13 protein-coding genes are annotated in these 17,947 nt (G+C 65.0%); 3 read left to right on the forward strand and 10 right to left on the reverse strand.

Going from position 1 to position 17,947, the window contains the following annotated elements:
• Positions 1-109: 109 nt before the first annotated feature.
• Entirely contained in the window at positions 110-1,714 is a 1,605-nt protein-coding gene (locus DF286_RS04530) for an amidohydrolase (RefSeq protein ID WP_109270353.1), read from the reverse strand.
• A gap of 270 nt (positions 1,715-1,984) precedes the next feature.
• Between DF286_RS04530 and DF286_RS04535 the strand changes: the two genes are divergently transcribed.
• The gene (locus DF286_RS04535) at positions 1,985-2,257 is read left to right on the forward strand and encodes a hypothetical protein (RefSeq protein ID WP_146193561.1); all 273 of its coding nucleotides are present in this window, start codon (positions 1,985-1,987) and stop codon (positions 2,255-2,257) included.
• A gap of 121 nt (positions 2,258-2,378) precedes the next feature.
• Here DF286_RS04535 and DF286_RS04540 read toward each other — a convergent pair whose 3' ends face one another.
• The 5 genes from DF286_RS04540 to DF286_RS04560 all read right to left on the reverse strand — a co-directional run bounded on the left by DF286_RS04540 (position 2,379) and on the right by DF286_RS04560 (position 10,648).
• Positions 2,379-3,167, reverse strand: a complete 789-nt coding sequence (locus DF286_RS04540) for a class II aldolase/adducin family protein (protein ID WP_109272016.1) — start codon at positions 3,165-3,167, stop codon at positions 2,379-2,381.
• 62 nt (positions 3,168-3,229) lie between these two features.
• Positions 3,230-3,871, reverse strand: coding sequence for a maleylacetoacetate isomerase (gene maiA / locus DF286_RS04545; protein ID WP_109270355.1), 642 nt, complete (start codon positions 3,869-3,871; stop codon positions 3,230-3,232).
• Between the two features lie 86 nt (positions 3,872-3,957).
• The gene (locus DF286_RS04550) at positions 3,958-5,826 is read right to left on the reverse strand and encodes an ABC-F family ATP-binding cassette domain-containing protein (RefSeq protein ID WP_109270356.1); all 1,869 of its coding nucleotides are present in this window, start codon (positions 5,824-5,826) and stop codon (positions 3,958-3,960) included.
• Between the two features lie 125 nt (positions 5,827-5,951).
• Positions 5,952-8,897 carry an FAD-binding and (Fe-S)-binding domain-containing protein gene (locus tag DF286_RS04555; protein WP_158274628.1) on the reverse strand — a complete coding sequence of 982 codons (2,946 nt, stop codon included), beginning with the start codon at positions 8,895-8,897 and terminating at the stop codon, positions 5,952-5,954.
• Entirely contained in the window at positions 8,894-10,648 is a 1,755-nt protein-coding gene (locus tag DF286_RS04560) for a thiamine pyrophosphate-dependent enzyme (RefSeq protein WP_109270358.1), read from the reverse strand. The genes DF286_RS04555 and DF286_RS04560 overlap by 4 nt, the downstream gene beginning before the upstream one ends.
• Positions 10,649-10,750: 102 nt before the next feature.
• Here DF286_RS04560 and DF286_RS04565 point away from each other — a divergent pair, with 102 nt between their 5' ends.
• Both DF286_RS04565 and DF286_RS04570 read left to right on the forward strand, forming a co-directional pair.
• Complete coding sequence (locus tag DF286_RS04565; protein ID WP_207790003.1) at positions 10,751-12,004, forward strand: alpha-hydroxy acid oxidase; 1,254 nt, start codon at positions 10,751-10,753, stop codon at positions 12,002-12,004.
• Between the two features lie 233 nt (positions 12,005-12,237).
• On the forward strand, positions 12,238-12,648 hold the full coding sequence (locus tag DF286_RS04570; protein WP_109270359.1) for a hypothetical protein: 411 nt from the start codon (positions 12,238-12,240) through the stop codon (positions 12,646-12,648).
• On the opposite strand, the gene DF286_RS04575 is transcribed toward DF286_RS04570, so the two are convergent.
• The 4 genes from DF286_RS04575 to DF286_RS04590 form a co-directional block, all read right to left on the reverse strand.
• Positions 12,649-13,572, reverse strand: a complete 924-nt coding sequence (locus DF286_RS04575; RefSeq protein WP_109270360.1) for a hypothetical protein — start codon at positions 13,570-13,572, stop codon at positions 12,649-12,651.
• A gap of 8 nt (positions 13,573-13,580) precedes the next feature.
• On the reverse strand, positions 13,581-15,908 hold the full coding sequence (locus DF286_RS15345; RefSeq protein WP_109270361.1) for a fimbria/pilus outer membrane usher protein: 2,328 nt from the start codon (positions 15,906-15,908) through the stop codon (positions 13,581-13,583).
• A 197-nt stretch (positions 15,909-16,105) separates the two neighbouring features.
• Positions 16,106-16,840: a fimbria/pilus periplasmic chaperone gene (locus DF286_RS15350; RefSeq protein WP_109270362.1), complete on the reverse strand. Its 735-nt coding sequence runs from the start codon at positions 16,838-16,840 to the stop codon at positions 16,106-16,108.
• A 133-nt stretch (positions 16,841-16,973) separates the two neighbouring features.
• A complete protein-coding gene (locus DF286_RS04590; protein WP_109270363.1) occupies positions 16,974-17,528 on the reverse strand; it encodes a hypothetical protein in 555 nt (184 codons plus the stop codon).
• Positions 17,529-17,947 lie beyond the last annotated feature (419 nt).

The raw sequence follows: 17,947 nt of genomic DNA on the forward strand, positions 1-17,947 counted from the left end.
GGTCTGCCGCTGAAGCCGCCGCGACGACGCCTGCTCCTGCCGGTCGACACAGGCGCGGCACACCTATGGAGATATAGCGATGGTAGGCCGGACGCCTGCGGCAGACAATTCACTCTCCTGAAGCTGCCGGCATCTCCAAGACGGGAAACTCGATGCCGAGCTGGTCGAGATAGGTCGGATAGCGGGAAGGGTCGTAATAATATTCCCGAAGCTTCGGCGCATATTCGGCCATGATGTCGGCGTTGATCTCCAGCGCCGGCTTGTCCTCCGCGCCTAGCATCGGCACATATTTCTGGTCCTTGGTCTGAACGGTGTTGAAATAGTCCCAGGCGGCCTCGCGCAGCTTCGGCTTGGTGAGGAGGTCGAGGGTCGTCATCGCGACGACCTTGGCGCCGGCCACGACGCCCTTGTGGGCGATGGGCGTCGCCATGGCGATGGCGTTGGACCAGTGGTGACCGGGCAGTTCCGGGATGTTGGATGGGTAGCGGACGGTGATGGTGGGAACGATCCAGGAAACGTCGCCGATGTCGTCCGAGCCACCGCTCTTCGGTTCCTCCTCGGGCGCCTCCAGCTCTTCGAGCTCGGTAGCGAGCCCTTCGATCTCGTCAGCGCCGACATTTTTCTGGACGAGCTTGGCGAAGGCCTGCTCGTCCTGCGTCCATTGGGGGAGACCCACCGCCTTGATGTTGACGTAGGCCGCCTCAGCGATCGGGCGGTTGAAATGGCGCGGGGCGGCGGTGCCGACGATGCGGCGGGCGACGGTGGTGCCGGTCATCTTCGCGGCGCCCTCGGCGATTTCGTTGCCGGTTTCGAAATTCTCGCGGATGCCTTCGAAATCCTGCTCGCGGAAATAATACCAGACCGAGGCGACGGAGGGGACCACATTGGGCTGGTCGCCGCCGTCGGTGATGACATAGTGGGAGCGCTGCTCGGGCCGAAGATGCTCGCGGCGCATGTTCCAGCCGATGTTCATCAGCTCCACCGCGTCGAGGGCGGAGCGACCGCGCCACGGCGCGCCGGCGGAATGCGCACTGTTGCCCTTGAACGTATATTCGACGGAGACGAGGCCGGTGCCGGACGACTGGCCCCAGGACGTCTCCAGATTGTTGCCGACGTGGGTGAAGAGCACCGCGTCGACGTCCTCGAACACGCCGTCGCGGACCATGAAGGCCTTGCCGGCGACGAGCTCCTCGGCGACGCCGGGCCAGAGAAGCAAAGTGCCGGCTATGTCGTGCTTCTCCATCAGCTCCTTGACGGCGAGGGCGGCGACGATGTTGACCGCCTGCCCCGAATTATGGCCCTCACCATGGCCAGGTGCGCCGGCGACCAGCGGATCGTGCCAGGGAATGCCGGGCTTCTGCGAGGCCTTGGGAATGCCGTCGATGTCGCTGCCGAGGGCGATGACCGGGCCGCCGGTTCCATTCGTCCAGCGCGCGACCCAGCCGGTCGGCAGGCCCGCGACGCCGCGTTCGACGGTGAAGCCCTTCTCCTCCAACAGTTGGGTCAGGTAGCGCGAGGTCTCGACCTCGTGCAAGCCGAGCTCCCCGAAGCTGAACACGGAGTCGTTGATCTCCTGCGCGAGCTTGGCGCGGGCTTCGACCCCGGCGACGGCGCTTTTCTTGAGGGTTGCGGCGGGCGGCGCAGCGGGCGCGGCCTGCGTGACGATGAGCGCGACGAACATCGCGGCGCCGGCGAACGAACGTGCCCGGATCATAGCCCTATTCTCCCCTTTTGTTTTTGGAGCGCAGCGTAGGCACGCGATCCACCGGTCGCTAGATGCGGATCACCGTATGTTTTTTCCGCCACTATGTTCTTTCGGTTCGCCGCTTGCGGAAAACGGCTGATCGCGGCGGCTTTGCATGGTAAACGCAAGGCGGCGCAGGAGTGGAGGGCTGGCCCGGCTGACTCCGGCGTGGCCATTTCCATGAAACCGTTTCGATTTATCGCACGTTGAGGCTCCAAGTTTGTGAAAGGAGCCAGCAACATGGCCACGAGTATTCTGGAAGCGCGAGGCGGGTGTATCATCCCCATGGCCCACGAACGGGGCTATCACATCGTTTATCGTGAGCACGAGATCAATCATTGCCCGGGTTGCGGCCACACCCACTGGTATATCGGCCGGATCATGGCCGAATGCGCCTTCTGCCAGACGGCGTTGCCGCTGGTGAGCTCGTCCATGGTGGCCGGCGGACAGACGATCCGCACCGTAAACCGCCGTCCCGTCTTCGATCGCGCGGAGCACGCCTTCGCGGCCTGACCTGAAGGGTCGGCTCTCGAGGGACCCGGAAGCCGACCCGGCGCGCGCCGGCCTGCCCCCCGCCCCCCCTACGCGAAGGCCGGCGCGCGTCATCTTCTTCCGTTGCTTCTCGAATGACGAGCTACGTCGCGAACGCTGGGTCGAGGCGATAGGCCTTGCGCAGCAGCGCCGGCCAGGCAAGCGCACCGGCCGCCATCTTCAGCCCCATCTGGCCCTGCTGGGCTGTGACTTCCGGGGCGCCCTGGGGCGGATTGTTGAGGTTGTCCTCGCCCGCCGACAGGGCGAGGATCTGCGCCTCGCAGGCCCGCTCCAGAAAATAGAGACGCAGGAACGCCTCTCCCACGGTCTCGCCGACGGTGAGCGTGCCGTGATTACGCAGTAGCATCGCGCCCTTGTCGCCCATGTCGGCGACGATCCGCTTCCGCTCTTCCAGGTCGACGGCAAGTCCCTCATATTCGTGGAAGGCGACGTCCTGGCGGATCAGCATCGCGGTCTGGGTCAGCGGCAGCAGACCCTCGGCATGGGCGGAGACCGCCTGACCGTGCGGCGTGTGGAGGTGCATCACCGCCTTGGCATCCTCGCGCGCCATGTGCAGAGCGGAATGGATGGTGAAGCCCGCGGCGTTGGTGATGAACGGTGTCTCCATCACCGGATTACCGATCATGTCGACCTTGACGAGGCTGGAGGCGGTCACCTCCTCGAACATCAGATTATAGGGGTTGAGCAGGAAGTGGTGCTCCGGCCCCGGCACGCGCGCGGAGAGATGGGTGAAAATGAGGTCGTCCCAGCCGAAATGGGCGACCAGCCGATAGGCGGCGGCGAGATCGACGCGAACCCTCCATTCCTCGTCGCTCACCTTGCCCGCGAGGCTCGGAACCTCGACCGAGCCCAGCGCCCGCGCCTTGGCCATGCTTTCGCCGATCGCGTCGATCCTGCCCATGGTGAGTCTCCTTCGGTGCGACTGTAGCGCTCTCACGCGGCGGGCGCGACCTTGTCGGGATGGGCCGCGGCAAAGGCGTCGAGGCCGCTTGCCTCCGCATCGATGCGGACGAGAGTCGGATAGGCCTCCAGCGGCACGTGGAAGCGGCGGGCATTGTACATCTGCGGAACGAGGCAGATGTCGGCCAGCGTGGGAGTATCGCCGAAAAGGAAGCGACGCGCGCGCGGGGCGCTCATCGCCTCAAGCGCGGTGAAGCCCTCGCTGATCCAGTGCGCGTACCAGGCGTTGCGGGCGTCCTCCGGCTGTTCCAGCGGGCCGGAGAGATAGTTGAGGACGCGCAGATTGTTCAGCGGGTGGATGTCGCAGGCGATGGCCAGCGCCAACGCCATGACATGGGCGCGGCCGGCGGGATCGGCGGGAATGAGGCGCGGTTGCGGCACGGCCGTGTCGAGCCAGTCGATGATGGCGAGGCTTTGCGTGAGGCGCATGCCGTTCATTTCCAGCATCGGCACGAGTCCCTGGGGATTGCGGGCGCGATAGTCCGCGCCCTTTTGTGCCCCTTGGCGAAGATCCACCGACACGGGTTCGTAATCGACGCCTTTCAGGTTGAGGGCGATGCGAACACGGAAGGCCGCCGACGAGCGGTAATAGTCGTAGAGGATGGGCTTGGTCATGCCACGAACGCTAGTCGGCCCAACCCCAAACTGTCCATCTGTTCCATGGACAGAAGGGCGAGTGTTGCCAGTGGCGATCATGAAGCCTAGGCGGCCTGCCTCTCGAATTGCTCGCTGGCTTCCAGCCAACGTGCTTCCGCAAGGGCCAGCTCGGCCGTCAGCTTCGCCCGTTGACGAGAAAGTTCGCTCATAGAAAGCGACGCCAACGCCGGATCTGCACCGGTCGGATCGAACATTGCCTGATCGATCGCCGAGCACCGCTCAGTCAGTCGCGCGCATTCCCTTTCGGCATCTGAAGCGGCTCTTTGAAGCGCACGGGCTTCGTCGCGCGCCTTGGCGGCGCTCTTGCGATCCACCTTTGCCGGCCTCGGGTTCGCCTGGGCCTTCGGCTGGTTTCGACCGAGCACGAAGTCGATATAATCGTCTATGCTGCCCGGGTAATCCACCGCCGCGCCATTCTCGACGAGCACGAGCCGATCCGCCGTCAATTCGACCATGTGGCGATCATGGCTGATGAGGATGACCGCGCCGTCATAATCGTTGAGCGCCTGGACGAGCGCTTCACGCGCATCGACGTCGAGGTGGTTGGTCGGCTCGTCGAGGATCAGAAGGTGCGGCGCATCGCGCGTGATGAGGGCCAGTGCCAGGCGTGCCCGCTCTCCGCCCGAAAGCCTGCTGGCCGCCGTCGTCGCCTTCTCACCCGAGAATCCGAACCGCCCGAGCTGAGCGCGTATGGCGCCCGGCTTGTGCCCCTCCATTACGCGCGTCATGTGCTGCAGCGGCGTCTCGTCGCCCTGCAGTTCCTCCACCTGATATTGCGTAAAGTAGCCGACCCGCATCTTGCCGGACGCTTTGACCGAACCCTCCATCGGCGCGAGCTGGGCAGCAAGGAGGCGGGCCAGGGTCGTCTTGCCGTTGCCGTTGCGGCCGAGCAGCGCGATACGGTCGTCGGGGTCGATCCGCAGGTTCAGCGAGCGCAGCACGGGACTCGCCTCTGCATAACCCACCGCCGCCATGTCCAGCGTGATCAGCGGCGGCTTGAGCTCGGTCGGGTTGGGAAAGGCGAAGCTGAGGCTCGGGTCCTCGGCCAGCGCGACGATCGGCTGCATCTTGGCGAGCATCTTGGCGCGCGATTGGGCCTGCTTCGCGGTCGAGGCGCGGGCGCTGTTGCGAGCGATATAATCCTGAAGCCGCGCCCGCTGCGCGTCCTGCGACGCCTTGGCAGCGGCGATCTGCGCGGCACGCTCCGCCCGCTGCCGCTCGAAATCGTCGTAGCCGCCAGCATACAACGCGATCTTCCCGCGCTCGAGATGGAGGATCGAGTCGACCACGTTGTTCAAGAGATCGCGCTCGTGGCTGATCACGACCAGCGTGCCGGGATAGCTTTTGAGGAAGTTCTCCAGCCACAATGTGGCTTCGAGATCGAGATGGTTGGACGGCTCGTCGAGCAGAAGCACATCGGGCTCGGAGAACAGCAAGGCGGCAAGGGCGACACGCATCTTCCAGCCGCCGGAGTAGCTGTCGAGCGGCCGGCCCTGCATGTCCTCGTCGAAACCGAGGCCGAGCAGGATCCGCGCAGCCCTTGCCGGCGCTCCATAGGCATCGATGGCCAGCAACCGATCATGGACGTCGCCCAGCCTGTGCATGTCCGTGCAGCTCTCCGCCTCGGCCAGCAGTTCGGCGCGTTCGACGTCGGCGGCGAGCACCGTTTCGAAGGGCGTGGCGATACCGCTCGGCGCTTCCTGGGCGATATAGCCCAGCTTGGTCGCACGGGGCATCTCGATATCGCCCTCGTCCGGCTCGATCTGGCCGATGATCACCTTCATCAACGTCGACTTGCCCGCGCCATTACGGCCGATCAGGCCGACACGGCTGCGCGGCCGGATCGCCGCACTCGCGCGGTCGAGGATCGTGCGCCCGCCGAGGCGCACCGTGATTCCGTTGATGGTCAGCATAGCCGGCCGCTTACCAGCCATCCCCAAGACGCGGAAGCGAAAGTTGCCCAGCCGGTCGAAGCCACGAAGAGCGGCCTCAACCTCATGGGTCTATAAGCCTCGACAGTGGCGCAGCGGCGCCAGGTTCAAACCGCCACATCAAGCATTCGCTCGGCCAGAAGCTCCGCGATGTGGCGCGTCCTTCGGCCGGTCCGCTCGATCTGCTCGCGGCAGCTGAAGCCGTCGGCGAGGATTAGGCTGTCATCCGGCGCTTCCCGAACCGCGGGCAGCAGCACGCGCTCTCCGATCGCCGTGGCGACATCATGCGTTTCCTTCGCAAAGCCGAAGGCGCCGGCCATGCCGCAGCAGCCCTGGGGTGGGCGCTCGGTAGTTATGTGGAGGCGCTCGAGCAGCGCCATTTCCGGCTCGAAACCGATCACGGCATGATGGTGGCAATGAGCCTGCACGAGCGCCCGGCCGCCCGTGCGCGGCTCGGGGAAGCGGTCGAAATGCGCGGCGACGAAATCGGTGAAATGGACGACCTGCTCCGACAGGCGTTTGGCTTCGGCCCGCTTGGGGAACAGTCCCGTAAGCTCGTCCTTGAAGGCGGAGGTGCACGCAGGCTCCAGGCCGATGATCGGCGTGCCTTGCTCGATCTCCGACTTGAGGGCGACGAAGCTCTCCTCCCAGAGCGCCTTGGCCTGATCGAGAAAGCCCCAGTCGTAGAGCGGCCGGCCGCAGCATAAGGGGCGTGGAGGGATGGCGACGCTATAGCCGGCGCTCTCCAGCACGCGGGTCGCGGCGATGGCCGTTTCGGGACGGAAATAATTGTTGAAGGTGTCGGGCCAGAGCAGGATCCTGTCGCCGCCGACGGAACTTGTTCCTCGGTCCAGGGTCCAGCGGCGGAAGGAGCGGCGGGCGAAGGCGGGCAGCTCGGCCTTCGGGTGAACGCCCCCGATCCATTTGGTCAGCGCCGACACACCAGGCGTTCGGGTCAGGAAATTGGCAAGCCAGGGGGCAGGTTCGGCCAGCCTCGCTGCCTTGTGGATAAAGCCCATCGAATAGGCCGAGCGCGGCCGCAGGCGGTGCTTATAATGATGCGAGCGGAACTCGGCCTTGTAGGTCGCCATGTCGACCGAGACCGGGCAGTCGCGCCGGCACCCCTTGCAGGCGAGGCAGAGCGATAGCGCGTCCTCCACTTCGCGGCTTTCCCACCCGTCCTTGATGACCTCGCCCCGCACCATTTCATGGAGCAAATGGGCGCGGCCGCGGGTGGAATGCTTCTCCTCCCGCGTCGCCATGTAGCTGGGGCACATGACCTCGTCGCCGGCGTCGAGACGACGGCAGGCGCCGACGCCGACGCAGCGGATGGTGGCGTGGGCGAAGGAGCCGTGATCGGCCTCATAGGCGAAATGGGTGTCAAGCTGCGGCGGCCTGTATCCGGGCCCCAAGCGAAGATTGGCATCGACCGGGAAGGGATCGATCGCCTTGCCGGGATTCATCCGGTTTCGGGGGTCCCAGATCGCCTTGAATTCGCGAAAGCATTGAACGAGCTCGGGACCATACATGGTCTCCAGCAGTTCGGCCCGGGCCTGGCCGTCACCATGCTCTCCGGACAGTGAACCGCCGTAAGAGGTGACCAGCTGCGCCGCCTCCCCCAGGAAGTCGCGCCAGTTGGCGAGGCCGGCTTCGGTGCGAAGATCGAAATTGATGCGGCAATGAACCAGCCCGTCTCCGAAATGGCCGTAGACGGCGGATTCATAGCCGTGGCGGTGCATCAGCGCCTTGAAGTCGCGGAGATAGTTGCCGAGCTGTTCGCGCGGCACCGCGGCGTCTTCCCAGCCTTCCCAGCTTTCGGGCTTGTCCGGCACCATGGCGGTCGCGCCGAGACCGCCCTCACGCGCGTCCCAGATCTTCCGCTGCTGCCGGGGATCGCAGATGACGACGCCGTTGCATCGCCCCTTCATCCTTGCGGCGATCCGCTCAGCCTCCTGCCGAGCTTCAGCAAGAGTGTCGCCGCCGGTCTCCACGATCAGCCAGCCCTTGCCTTGCGGGAACAGCTTCAGCCCTTCCCGTCCGGCATGCCCCTCCCCCACATATTTGAAGAGAAGGTCGTCGAACCCTTCGATTCCGATCGGCCCCAGCGCCAGCACCTCCGGCACCGCATCGGCCGCGAGGAAGATGTCGTCGAAGCCGAGAACCGCCAGCGCACGGCAGGGCGGGCTCGGCACCAGCCTCAGCGTTGCATCGAGGACGAGGGCGCAGGTCCCTTCGGTGCCGACCAGCGCGCTGGCGACGTTGAAATCGCGGCCGGGAAGCAAGGCATCGAGATTCTCGAAGCCGGAGACGAGGCGGGGAATGTCGGGATAACGCCGCTCGATGAGGGCGCCGTAGCGACCGATCAGATCGCGCATGCCGGCATAAGCCTCGCCACGCCGGCCGCCACCGGCGACGATGCGATCCAGCTCCGGCGCCGGGGTCGGCCCCACCTCCCATATCTCGCCGTCATAAGTGAGGATCGTCATTCGCTCGACATTGTCGGAGGTGCGCCCCGCCATCACCGAATGGACGCCGCAGCTGTTATTGCCGATCATGCCGCCGAGCGTGTTGCGGTTGTGGGTCGAAGGATCCGGGCCGAAGGTCAGGTGATGCTTCTCCGCCGCGTCGCGGAGCGTGTCGAGGATGCAGCCGGGCTCGACGCAGGCGAGCCGCGCCTCCGGGTCGAGCGCCACGATCCGGTCGAGATAGCGGGAGAAGTCGATCACCACCGCGACGTTGCAGGCCTGCCCCGCCAGGCTGGTGCCGCCGCCTCGAGCGACAATCGGAGCGGCGTGCCGGCGGCAGAGCCGGACCGTCTCGACCACCTCTTCCCGGCTCCGGGGCGTCACCACGCCGATCGGCACCTGGCGATAGTTGGAGGCATCGGTGGCGAAGAGGGCGCGGCCTTGGGATCCGAAATCGACCGCCCGGCCAAGCGCCTGTCCGAGGTCCGCCTCCAGCGCTCGCGCGGCTTCGACGGAATAGGGCGTGAACTCGGCGGCGACGCGGCCCGATGGCGCCCTGATCTCTACACGCTCTTGCGTGCCGCTCACACCAACTCGCGCACCTTGTCGGACGCGATGGTGAGGGCGATCTTGCTCGCGTTGGGGGTGCCCTTCACCAGAGATTCGGCAAGATGAAGCGCCTGCTTCGCCTCGATCTTCGGCGGCATCGGCGGCTCGTGAGGATCGACCACCGCCTCGATCAGGCAGGGTCCGGGCGCCGCGAGGGCGTCGCGAAGCTGGTCGGCGCAGCGGGCGGGATCGTCGATCCGGAGCGATCGGAGTCCACATCCTTCGGCCACCTTGACGAAGTCGATCGGCTCCAGCTCGCAGACATATTCGGGGTTCCCGAGGAAGACCATCTGCTCCCATTTGATCATGCCGAGGCTGTCGTTCTTGATGACGATGACCTTCACGTCGAGGCCGTATTTGCGGAGCGTCACGAGGTCGCCCATCAGCATCGACACCGAGCCGTCGCCGATCACCGCCACCACCTGCCGCTCGGGATAGGCAATGGCGGCCGCGATCGCATAGCCGATCCCGCAAGCCATGGTGGCGAGCGTACCCGAGCAGCTGAACATCATGCTGCCGCGCATGTCGATGTGGCGCGCGACCCAGGTGGTGATGGTGCCGCTGTCGGTGACGATGATGGCGTCGTCGTCGAGAAGCTTGTTGAGCTCGTGCGTCACGACCTGCGGCTTCATCGGCATGTCTGTCCGCGTGCCCCGCTCCTCCATCAGGTCCCGCCAGGCGCCGACGCCTTTGCGCGCCTCCTGAAGGAAGGCGCGATTTTCGCTCCGGCGGACGAGAGGGATGAGCTCGCGCAGCACGGTGCGGCTGTCGCCGACCAGCCCCGCCTCGACCGGATAGCGAAGGCCGATGCGCTTGGGATCGATCTCGATCTGAACCGCCCGCGCTGCGCCGGGCTGGGGATAATATTCGATATAGGGGAAGCTCGAGCCGACGATAAGCAGGGTGTCGCAGCTCTCCAGGGCCTCCTGCGACGGCCGGGTGCCGAGCAGGCCGACGCCTCCGGTGGAATAGTCGCTGCGATCGGGCACCGCGCCCTTGCCGAGCAGCGCCTTGCCGATCGGCGCGCCGAGCTTCTCCGCCATTTCCAGCAGTTCGTCGCCGGCGCCGAGGGCGCCCTGGCCGGCGAGGATGAAGGGCTTTTCGGCCTGGTTGAGAATGGCGGCGGCGCGCTCCAGCTGCGACCGGTCGGGCAGCTGGCCGCCCTTGGCCATCAGGTTCGAAAGATGGTCGGCGATGTTGCGCTTCGACCTTTTCGCCTTGTCGACCGGCATCGACTGGATGTCGACCGGAATGGTGACATGGGTCGGCTGGCGATAGGCGAGCGCGGTGCGGATGGCGAGCTCGACGACATTCTCGACATGGGTCGGGCCCATGATCCGCGCGCTGTAGGCGCAGGAGTCCATGAACAGCTTGTCGAGCTCGACGTCCTGCTGGGTGTGGGTGTGGAGGAGGTCGTGGAACTGAAGCCCGGTGATCGCCAGCACCGGCTGACCGTCGAGCTTGGCGTCGTAGATGCCGTTCAGCAGGTGGATGCCGCCCGGCCCCGAGGTCGCGATGCAGACGCCGAGGCGCCCCGTCCACTTCGCATAGGCGCAGGCGGCGAAGGCGGCGATTTCCTCGTGCCGCGTCTGGATGAAGCGGATCTTGTCCTGCCGGATACGGAACGCCTCGATGATGCCGTTGATGCCGTCGCCCGGAAGTCCGAACACCACCTCCACGCCCCAATCGATTAGGCTTTCGACGAGAATGTCGCCCGCGGTGGTGGCCATGATGCTGTCTCCGCTCGTTTCGGTTAACCGTTTCCCATCTGAACCAATGCCGGGATCGAGGGTTCCTGATCGGGTGAGCGCCAGCATCCTTGCGAACTCGAAATGACCATGACACCGGGCGGCGGTCCGGACTTTCCGGCCGAGCGAGCGACGGCCGTCGCCCAGCTCGGGACCAGCCCCCGCCGCACCCTCTATCGCGGCCGGAATCCGAAGCGCGCCGCGACGATCGAGGACCTTCGCGCGATGGCCCACCGCCGGCTGCCGCGCTTCGCCCTCGAATATCTGGAAGCCGGCGCGGGCGACGAGGCTGCGTTGGCGGGCAATCTCGCCGCCTTCTACCGCTGGCGTTTCCTGCCGCGAGCGCTGGTGGATGTCAGGCAACGCGATCTTGGCCGCACGCTGTTCGGCCGGCGCCTGCCGTTACCGCTGCTGGTCGCGCCCACCGGCCTCAACGGCGTCTTCCGCAAGGACGCGGACCGGTTGCTGGCATTGGGCGCGGCGCGAATGGGCGTTCCCTTCGCGCAGTCGACCATGTCCAACAATTCGATCGAGGACGTGGCGGCGACCGCCGGACTCCATCACTGGTTCCAGCTCTACGTAATCGACCCGCCGGAGATTACCGACGATCTTATCACCCGCGCCGAATCGGCCGGCTGCGAGGCGCTGATCGTCACCACCGACGCCCAGACCTTCGGCAAGCGCTCCTGGGACATCCGAGGGCGGGTGAAGCCGTCCATACTGACCTTGAGGGAGGTGATCGACGCCGGCCTTCATGTCCGCTGGTGGTCCACGACCTTGCTGCCCCGCGGGCTTCCCCGCTTCGCGAACCTCCAGCGCTGGTTCCCGAAGGATAAGCAAGGCCTGTTCGAAAGCGCCTTCTGGACCCGCGATCATATGGATGTGGGGTTGGATTGGGATCGCGCCGCCCGGATCCGCGACCGCTGGCCGCGCAAGCTGCTGATCAAGGGCCTGCTCACGGCGGAGGATGTCGCGCGCGCCCAGGCGGCCGGCGCGGACGGCGCCATCCTCTCCAACCATGGCGGGCGGCAGCTCGACTGGGTCGCCGCGCCGCTCGACATGCTCCCGGCTGCGCGGGCGGCGGTGGGCGCCGGCTTCCCCCTGCTCGTCGACGGCGGCGTCCGCAGCGGCGGTGACATCGTCAAGGCGATCGCGCTCGGCGCCGACGCCGTGCTGGTCGGCCGCGCGCCCCTTTATGGCGTCGCGTCGGCCGGCGAGGCGGGCGTCATCCGCGCCATTGAGATATTGCGCGACGAAGCCGATCTCACCCTCGCCCTGTTGGGCTGCGCACGGATTGATGCGCTCGATCGCCGGTTCCTCGTCGAGGAGCCAGGCTAACAACGCCGAGCGGGGCCGTGTCCGCCGATCCTGGCACAGCAACTGCTGCAAGCTACTCGTCTATTGCGGTGCGCAACGGCCTCGGACGGCCAGCCGCCTTGACGCCCGTCAATCGCGATCCGAGCCAGCAGGCTCACACCGGCTGGCCAAGCTATTCTCGTTCAAGTGCAAGTATGCAGGTTTTGTTAACCAAATGCGGTTAGTCCCTATTTAACGAAGAGGGACCGCACACCATGAATCGCCTGACCCTGTTTTGCCTTGCCGCGAGCGCCCTACCCGCTGCCGCCCAAGCCGAAGGAGGGCGCGCGTCAGGTGGCGTCCCGATTTCGGTAACTGTCCCTGAGGTGTGCCAGATAGAAGCGTCCGCGATTTCGGTCGATGCCACGACCGGATTAGCGAGCGGCACGGTTTTCGAGATGTGCAACAGTGGCCGGGGATTCCGTGTGGTTGCCAGCTACCGCGCGCTTGAGGAGGGAGAGCAGGTCCGGATCTACTATGCGGGTGAGACGCGGCAGCTCGACCCTTCGGGCATCAGCGCAGTAGCCTATCGCGCCGGCCCCGTCGCCGACAGCGTGCCCGTCTCGGTCCAGTCCACAGGCCTGGTCCAGGATCTCGCCATCAGCCTCGGACTGACCGTCATTTGATCACATCGCGGTGACCGTGACGGTCACTCGATCCGAATAGCGACCCGCCTGCGCGACCACCGGCGGGACGGCGATGCTGAGCGGTCGCAGGTCCCCGGCCTTGGGCGTGTGCTGGAAATAGGGAAACCCGTTGGCGCCCTCGAGATTGACCAGCGCCCCGTCGAAATAGAGGTGGTACGGAATCTGCCCCCGGCCGTGCTCGTGCAGAAGGTTGCCGAGATTGACGGAACTGAACCTCACCGCATAAGGCGCGGTGCTGAAGATGCGGGCGCCGAAACGCTGCGAGCGAGTCTCCGTGGTGCTGGACAGGCTGCCAAGGTCCACCTGCGCCGGGCCACCGCCTTCTCCGCCGACGACGGCCCCCACCAAGCGCAGGGAAACGGCGGGCGGGATGATGATCGTGATCGTCAGCGTAGAGCGATCAGCGACGTTTCCGGCGCCGTCTATCAACATCAGCTGAAGTTGCTCCACATATGTTCCCGCTCGCAGCCCCCATTCGGTGGGAACGCCGATCTGAAAGGGAACCGCTCGCCCCTGCGGTCCCGGGGGCGCATTGGCGACAACGACGTCGCTGTCGGCAGTTCCGCCTGACGCAGGGTCGGGGAGAACTTCTATCCGGCCATTGCCCGGGGCGCGCAGCAAGTAAGGCGGGAAGTCGGGATCGGGCGATGCTATCAGCCTGGCGATGCGGATCCTTGCCTCGCACGGTTGCGTATTCATGGCCCCTACCATGCCGGCCGGCCCGGCCGCATTCTGGACCCGGATCTGGAAGTCCCGAGTAGACCGTCCGCCGGTCTCGATCTCAATGCCGTCGATCACCAGGGACAAGTCGCCATTGACGAATTCGGGCTGGCAAGCGGCCGCGTTGGCGGTGCCGGAAATAGCCAGGAGGGAGATCGAGGCAATCAGTGTCGAGTAGCGCATGATACTTCCTATTCGGCTTCATTCCGGAGACTTATCGTTTCCAGTCGGTAAAGGCCTTTGCTGTCCGCCGGGACCTTGATCGTGAACGCGCGTCCACTTTCGTTCAAACGAACAGTGTAGCTCCGCCCGGGCGCGAGCCCGATGATTCCGAAGCGACCGGCCGAGTTGGTGAAGAAGGGCTCCGGTTTGAAACCCTCATCATCTTGCGAAGTGATGAGCCCCGTGGCGAGCGCGGCTGGGACACCGTCCACCTCCAGGAAGCCGACCGCGCTGACGAAGCGGTCGGTTCCGACCACCAGATCATATCCCCCGCGGAACGGCGGCTCGACGCGAACCACGCCGGACCCGATATCATACCCGGCTTCCAGCCTATCGATGTCGTACTGAACGTCCTGGGGATTGTATGAGGCCAGGCGATTGACGACGGCCGCCCCGAACGTTCCGCTCGCCGCCTCGTAACGGCCATCCCTGAGACTCCGTCCCGCGATAACGTTCGTGCGGTCGAGCGTCTCGTGCGGCCGCGCGAGAAGGAAGGAATCCTGGATCGGACGGCCGACGCCGAAGGCCCCGTCCGCGAAGGCAAACGAAGTGCCGATCTGCAGCCTGGCGGTCTGATCATCGGCGATACCGCCCAGACTGGTGCCGGAAGTTCCGAGGGAGGCGCGCGCCTCGAAGCGGTTCGCGACATAATCGAGCACGCCGTCCAGCGAGGTGCTCCCCGAAGAATTCTGCACGTTAACCGAATAGCCCAGGGAGCCGACATTGTTGTCGGTCCCGCGCGAGAGGGAAGCACGCGCCAGCTTGCGGCGGCTCTCGTAGGCCGCGTCGGCCCGGTGCTGCCCACCGAACAGAACGGAGATGCCGGCGCGCACGCCGAAATTGGAGCCGAAGGTCGATCCCGTGCCATACTCAACGCCGATCGAGGCACGGATATTGTTGAACACGCGGTGATTGACGTCGACGAAGAAGTTGCTCTGGTCGGTGCCGCCCGCGCGGGCGAAATAATTCGCGCCGGCGATGATCGACGTCCGCAGCGACAACGCCTGGCTGTAAGTGGCGGTGAGCGAAAGCCGCTCGAGTCTGAATGTCGAAAGGTCGCCAGCTGTGCGGAAATTCTCGCTCTGATAGTCGAACGTGGCTGAGAATCGCTTGACGCGCGGGCCACTCCCCAATGTCAGTCGGTACCCGCCCCGCAAGGCAAAGCCGGTGCCGTCGCCCATGCTCGCCGCGCCCTGAAGATCGAAGCTTCCGGGGATCACCTGGGGAACGAACTGCGTTTCGAAGCCGATCACCTGGATATCCTCGGCGATTTGCACACCGCCTCCGACAATCAGGATGTTGCTCAGCGCCTTCCGATAGTTGCCGATGAAAGCGGGATCATCGGAATATCTGGGCTGGAGACCGAAATCGTCGGCGATTAGGCCGAGCGCAACGGTGTATTCTTCCTCGCCCGATCGTAGATCGATCGGGTCGAAGAAATAGTCGAAACGTGTCACCTGTTCGCGGCCCGCGGCGTCGCGCACCACCAGCTTGACGTCGTTCGACCCGATCTGGATTGGAAGATCGTCCAGGCTGTAGGTCCCGGGCTGCAGATCGAGCGTCTGGTAGGACGCGCCGTTGACGATGACTTCGACGGTGGACGGCGAGGTCAGGAAGATCTGGCGCCCACCAAGGTTCATCGCCGGCGCGAAGGGATCGAAGGTGCGCCGGCTCTTTTCGATTGCGAAACCGCCGATAAAGGGAGTCCGCAGCGCACCGATGTTGTCGAGCTGCAGATCGCCCGCGGTCCACCGCCGGTAGCTCTCGGGCTCGTCATAGACCGCTCGCACCGCGCGGCGGTAGAAGCGGTATCTCTCATCGACGCTGTTCGTGAAGCCCCCATCGAACTCCATCACAATGTCGCGGTGCCGAGCCGCCCCGAACAGAAAGATGTCCGGCGGCTCAATGCCGCTCTGCTCGCGATAAAGAAGGTTCACGCTGGTGTTGAGATAGGCACTGAAATTGGCGGGTTCGATGGACGGCAGCAGGCGTTCGCTGCTTTCGCTGCGTCCGCCCAGCGGCTCGACCGGACGAAATGACGGATCGATGGCGGTGACCGCCAGCTCCAGCCGCGCGAGGTCGAGGTCAACTTCGAAGCCCGCGGCCTTCAACTCCGCCGGTGTCACGAACGGATCTCCGGCGATTACTTCGTCCAGACGCTCGATGCCTGTTTCCGTCAGCAGCCGGCTCAGTTCCTTTCGAAGCGACTGGCTCTCGATTGCCGCCGATTCGTCGGCACGGACCTGCACAATGACATCGCCGAGAACCTGGCCTCCCCAGACGAGCGGGACCGACATTGTGACGGATTGCCCGGACTGCTGCGCGGCCTCTGAGCCGAGGAGGGACGGGGCAGGCTGGGGCGCCGCGGCCGGGCCGGTGGCCTGAGACGGCTGGTTGGCGGCGCGCGCAGCCTCTGGCAGGCACAGGATTACGGCCAGGAGCGCAAGATTGCTGACCCCCGCTCTTAACCCGCTACGTGCCCCCCCTTTCACGATCAGGGCACCATGTTCGCCTGGATGCTGCCGTCGACGAGTGGCTTTTCGGTCGGGAAGAAGAAGATCCGCGCCCGGCCCGGCGCCACGACGCCGACGCCGATCAGCTTCGCCACTTCCTCCGGCGGGAGACGAACGTCCAGGATGCTGCCGTCTTCGGCCGTGCCGCTCACCCTCCAAGGCTCGGTTCCGGCCGTGAAATAGCGGGTGCCGCGATTGACCATGCGCACCTCTACGCCGGGCACATCCCGGCGGACGACCGGACGAACCGACTCAACGACCGGCTGCGGTGTCGTCCCGTCGGGAATGACGTTGACCAGAACGTTGAAGTTCACGACGACCTGGACCTGCGACTGCCCGGGCGCGATCTCGACCGGGATCTGGCGGATCTGCATGTAATAGATTTCGGAAGCCGTCAGCTCGGCTTCGCCGATATATTGGACGCGGAACACCTGCTGCGACTGAGCCGGCACTACGCGTTGCGGCGGGAACACTAGAAATTGTTCGTCCGCCGGGGTCAGCTCCAGCTCGCCGGCCTCGGAAATGAGGCCGCGGAACATCTGGACTTCCACCGGGAACTCGGTTTGCCCGGGATTGCTGAGCTCGATGCGGGCGACAGAGCCGCGCCCCATCGGCTTGATCTCGACGATCATCGGCGACACGCGCGCCGCTTGGGCCGCGACCGGCGTCAGGGCGAGCGCGATGGCTCCCCAGACAAACAGCAACATCCTGAACATTGTCGCCCCCCGGCTCTCGCCGTTACGCTGACTCCCTGAGCCCCACGTTTTGGGCGTCAGGTCTCAATTCGCAGTTAATGAGAAAGGGGGAAACCGAAGTTCCCCCCTCCCTTTTTCCTGACGAAGGACCGGTTTAGACCGGACCGGCGCTGAGGACGGTCACATCGGTATAAGCACCGGCGACCGGCCGCTTCGCGGTATCGTCACGATCGATCCGAACCTCGAGCAGCGCATTGTTATGGAAGGCACCGGCCGCGTTCACCGAGTCGCCCGCTTCAAGCCTGGTCCGGAAGTCCAGGACCGGGAAGCTGTTGTCGGTCGCGTCGAGCTTGACCCGATAATGGATGACGTTCGTGAAGTCGTCCGGATCGTTCTCGGCGAGCGTGGCGCCGGCCGCATTGAGCAGACCGCCATTCTGGGACGAGGCGCCGACCTTCGCGGCATAGTTGCAGCTCACATAGATGTTCTGCGACTGGGCCTGAGAGCCGTTCTTGAGGAGAAGGGCATTGGCGCCGGCGCCCTCGTTGATGTTGACGGTCGGGAAATTGACCGCGGCCGGTGCCGCGATGCTGCACTCCTGGTTAACGGTGCCGCTCACGTTCAGGGCCTGCGAGTCGGTCGGGCCCGCAAACGCCGGAGTGGCAATAAGAGCGGTCGACGCGACGGCGGCGATGAGAATCTTCTTCATGATATTCCTTCCCCATTCTGCTTGAACCGGCGCCGCTTGGTTCCGTCTCCAATGAGAACCGAACGGTGCCGACCTGGGGAAGCGCGCCCTTTGACTCGCCCCCCGACGGTGATTGAAGGATTAAGATGCTTTGGATGATCCGCACATCCCCCATTTTGGGGAACTGAAAGCGATGCTCGCGTTCGCTGAGAGCATTTTTTCGTTTGTTTTGATATAGATCGCGAAGGCAACATGGAAACTGCCACGCCTGAAGTAATCAAATTTGGGCATTAAAGTTCTTTCACGTCCAATTTTGAGACGTTCCTATCTTCCATCGTAAATGAGTTAATCTGCTCTGATACCGGCGCTGCTCGACACTTAGTCTTGCTTGTAAATATCCACCGCCACGAAGTGTGCAGTCACTCTCGGTCCCGAATAGC

Source organism: Sphingosinicella humi (assembly GCF_003129465.1).
Lineage (GTDB): Bacteria > Pseudomonadota > Alphaproteobacteria > Sphingomonadales > Sphingomonadaceae > Allosphingosinicella > Allosphingosinicella humi.

Coding starts and splice junctions, on each gene's coding strand:
- DF286_RS04530 (WP_109270353.1), bottom strand. CDS start 1,714: ATGATCCGGGCACGTTCGTTCGCCGGCGCCGCGATGTTCGTCGCGCTC.
- DF286_RS04535 (WP_146193561.1), top strand. CDS start 1,985: ATGGCCACGAGTATTCTGGAAGCGCGAGGCGGGTGTATCATCCCCATG.
- DF286_RS04540 (WP_109272016.1), bottom strand. CDS start 3,167: ATGGCCAAGGCGCGGGCGCTGGGCTCGGTCGAGGTTCCGAGCCTCGCG.
- maiA (WP_109270355.1), bottom strand. CDS start 3,871: ATGACCAAGCCCATCCTCTACGACTATTACCGCTCGTCGGCGGCCTTC.
- DF286_RS04550 (WP_109270356.1), bottom strand. CDS start 5,826: ATGCTGACCATCAACGGAATCACGGTGCGCCTCGGCGGGCGCACGATC.
- DF286_RS04560 (WP_109270358.1), bottom strand. CDS start 10,648: ATGGCCACCACCGCGGGCGACATTCTCGTCGAAAGCCTAATCGATTGG.
- DF286_RS04565 (WP_207790003.1), top strand. CDS start 10,751: ATGACCATGACACCGGGCGGCGGTCCGGACTTTCCGGCCGAGCGAGCG.
- DF286_RS04570 (WP_109270359.1), top strand. CDS start 12,238: ATGAATCGCCTGACCCTGTTTTGCCTTGCCGCGAGCGCCCTACCCGCT.
- DF286_RS04575 (WP_109270360.1), bottom strand. CDS start 13,572: ATGCGCTACTCGACACTGATTGCCTCGATCTCCCTCCTGGCTATTTCC.
- DF286_RS15345 (WP_109270361.1), bottom strand. CDS start 15,908: ATGTCGGTCCCGCTCGTCTGGGGAGGCCAGGTTCTCGGCGATGTCATT.
- DF286_RS15350 (WP_109270362.1), bottom strand. CDS start 16,840: ATGTTCAGGATGTTGCTGTTTGTCTGGGGAGCCATCGCGCTCGCCCTG.
- DF286_RS04590 (WP_109270363.1), bottom strand. CDS start 17,528: ATGAAGAAGATTCTCATCGCCGCCGTCGCGTCGACCGCTCTTATTGCC.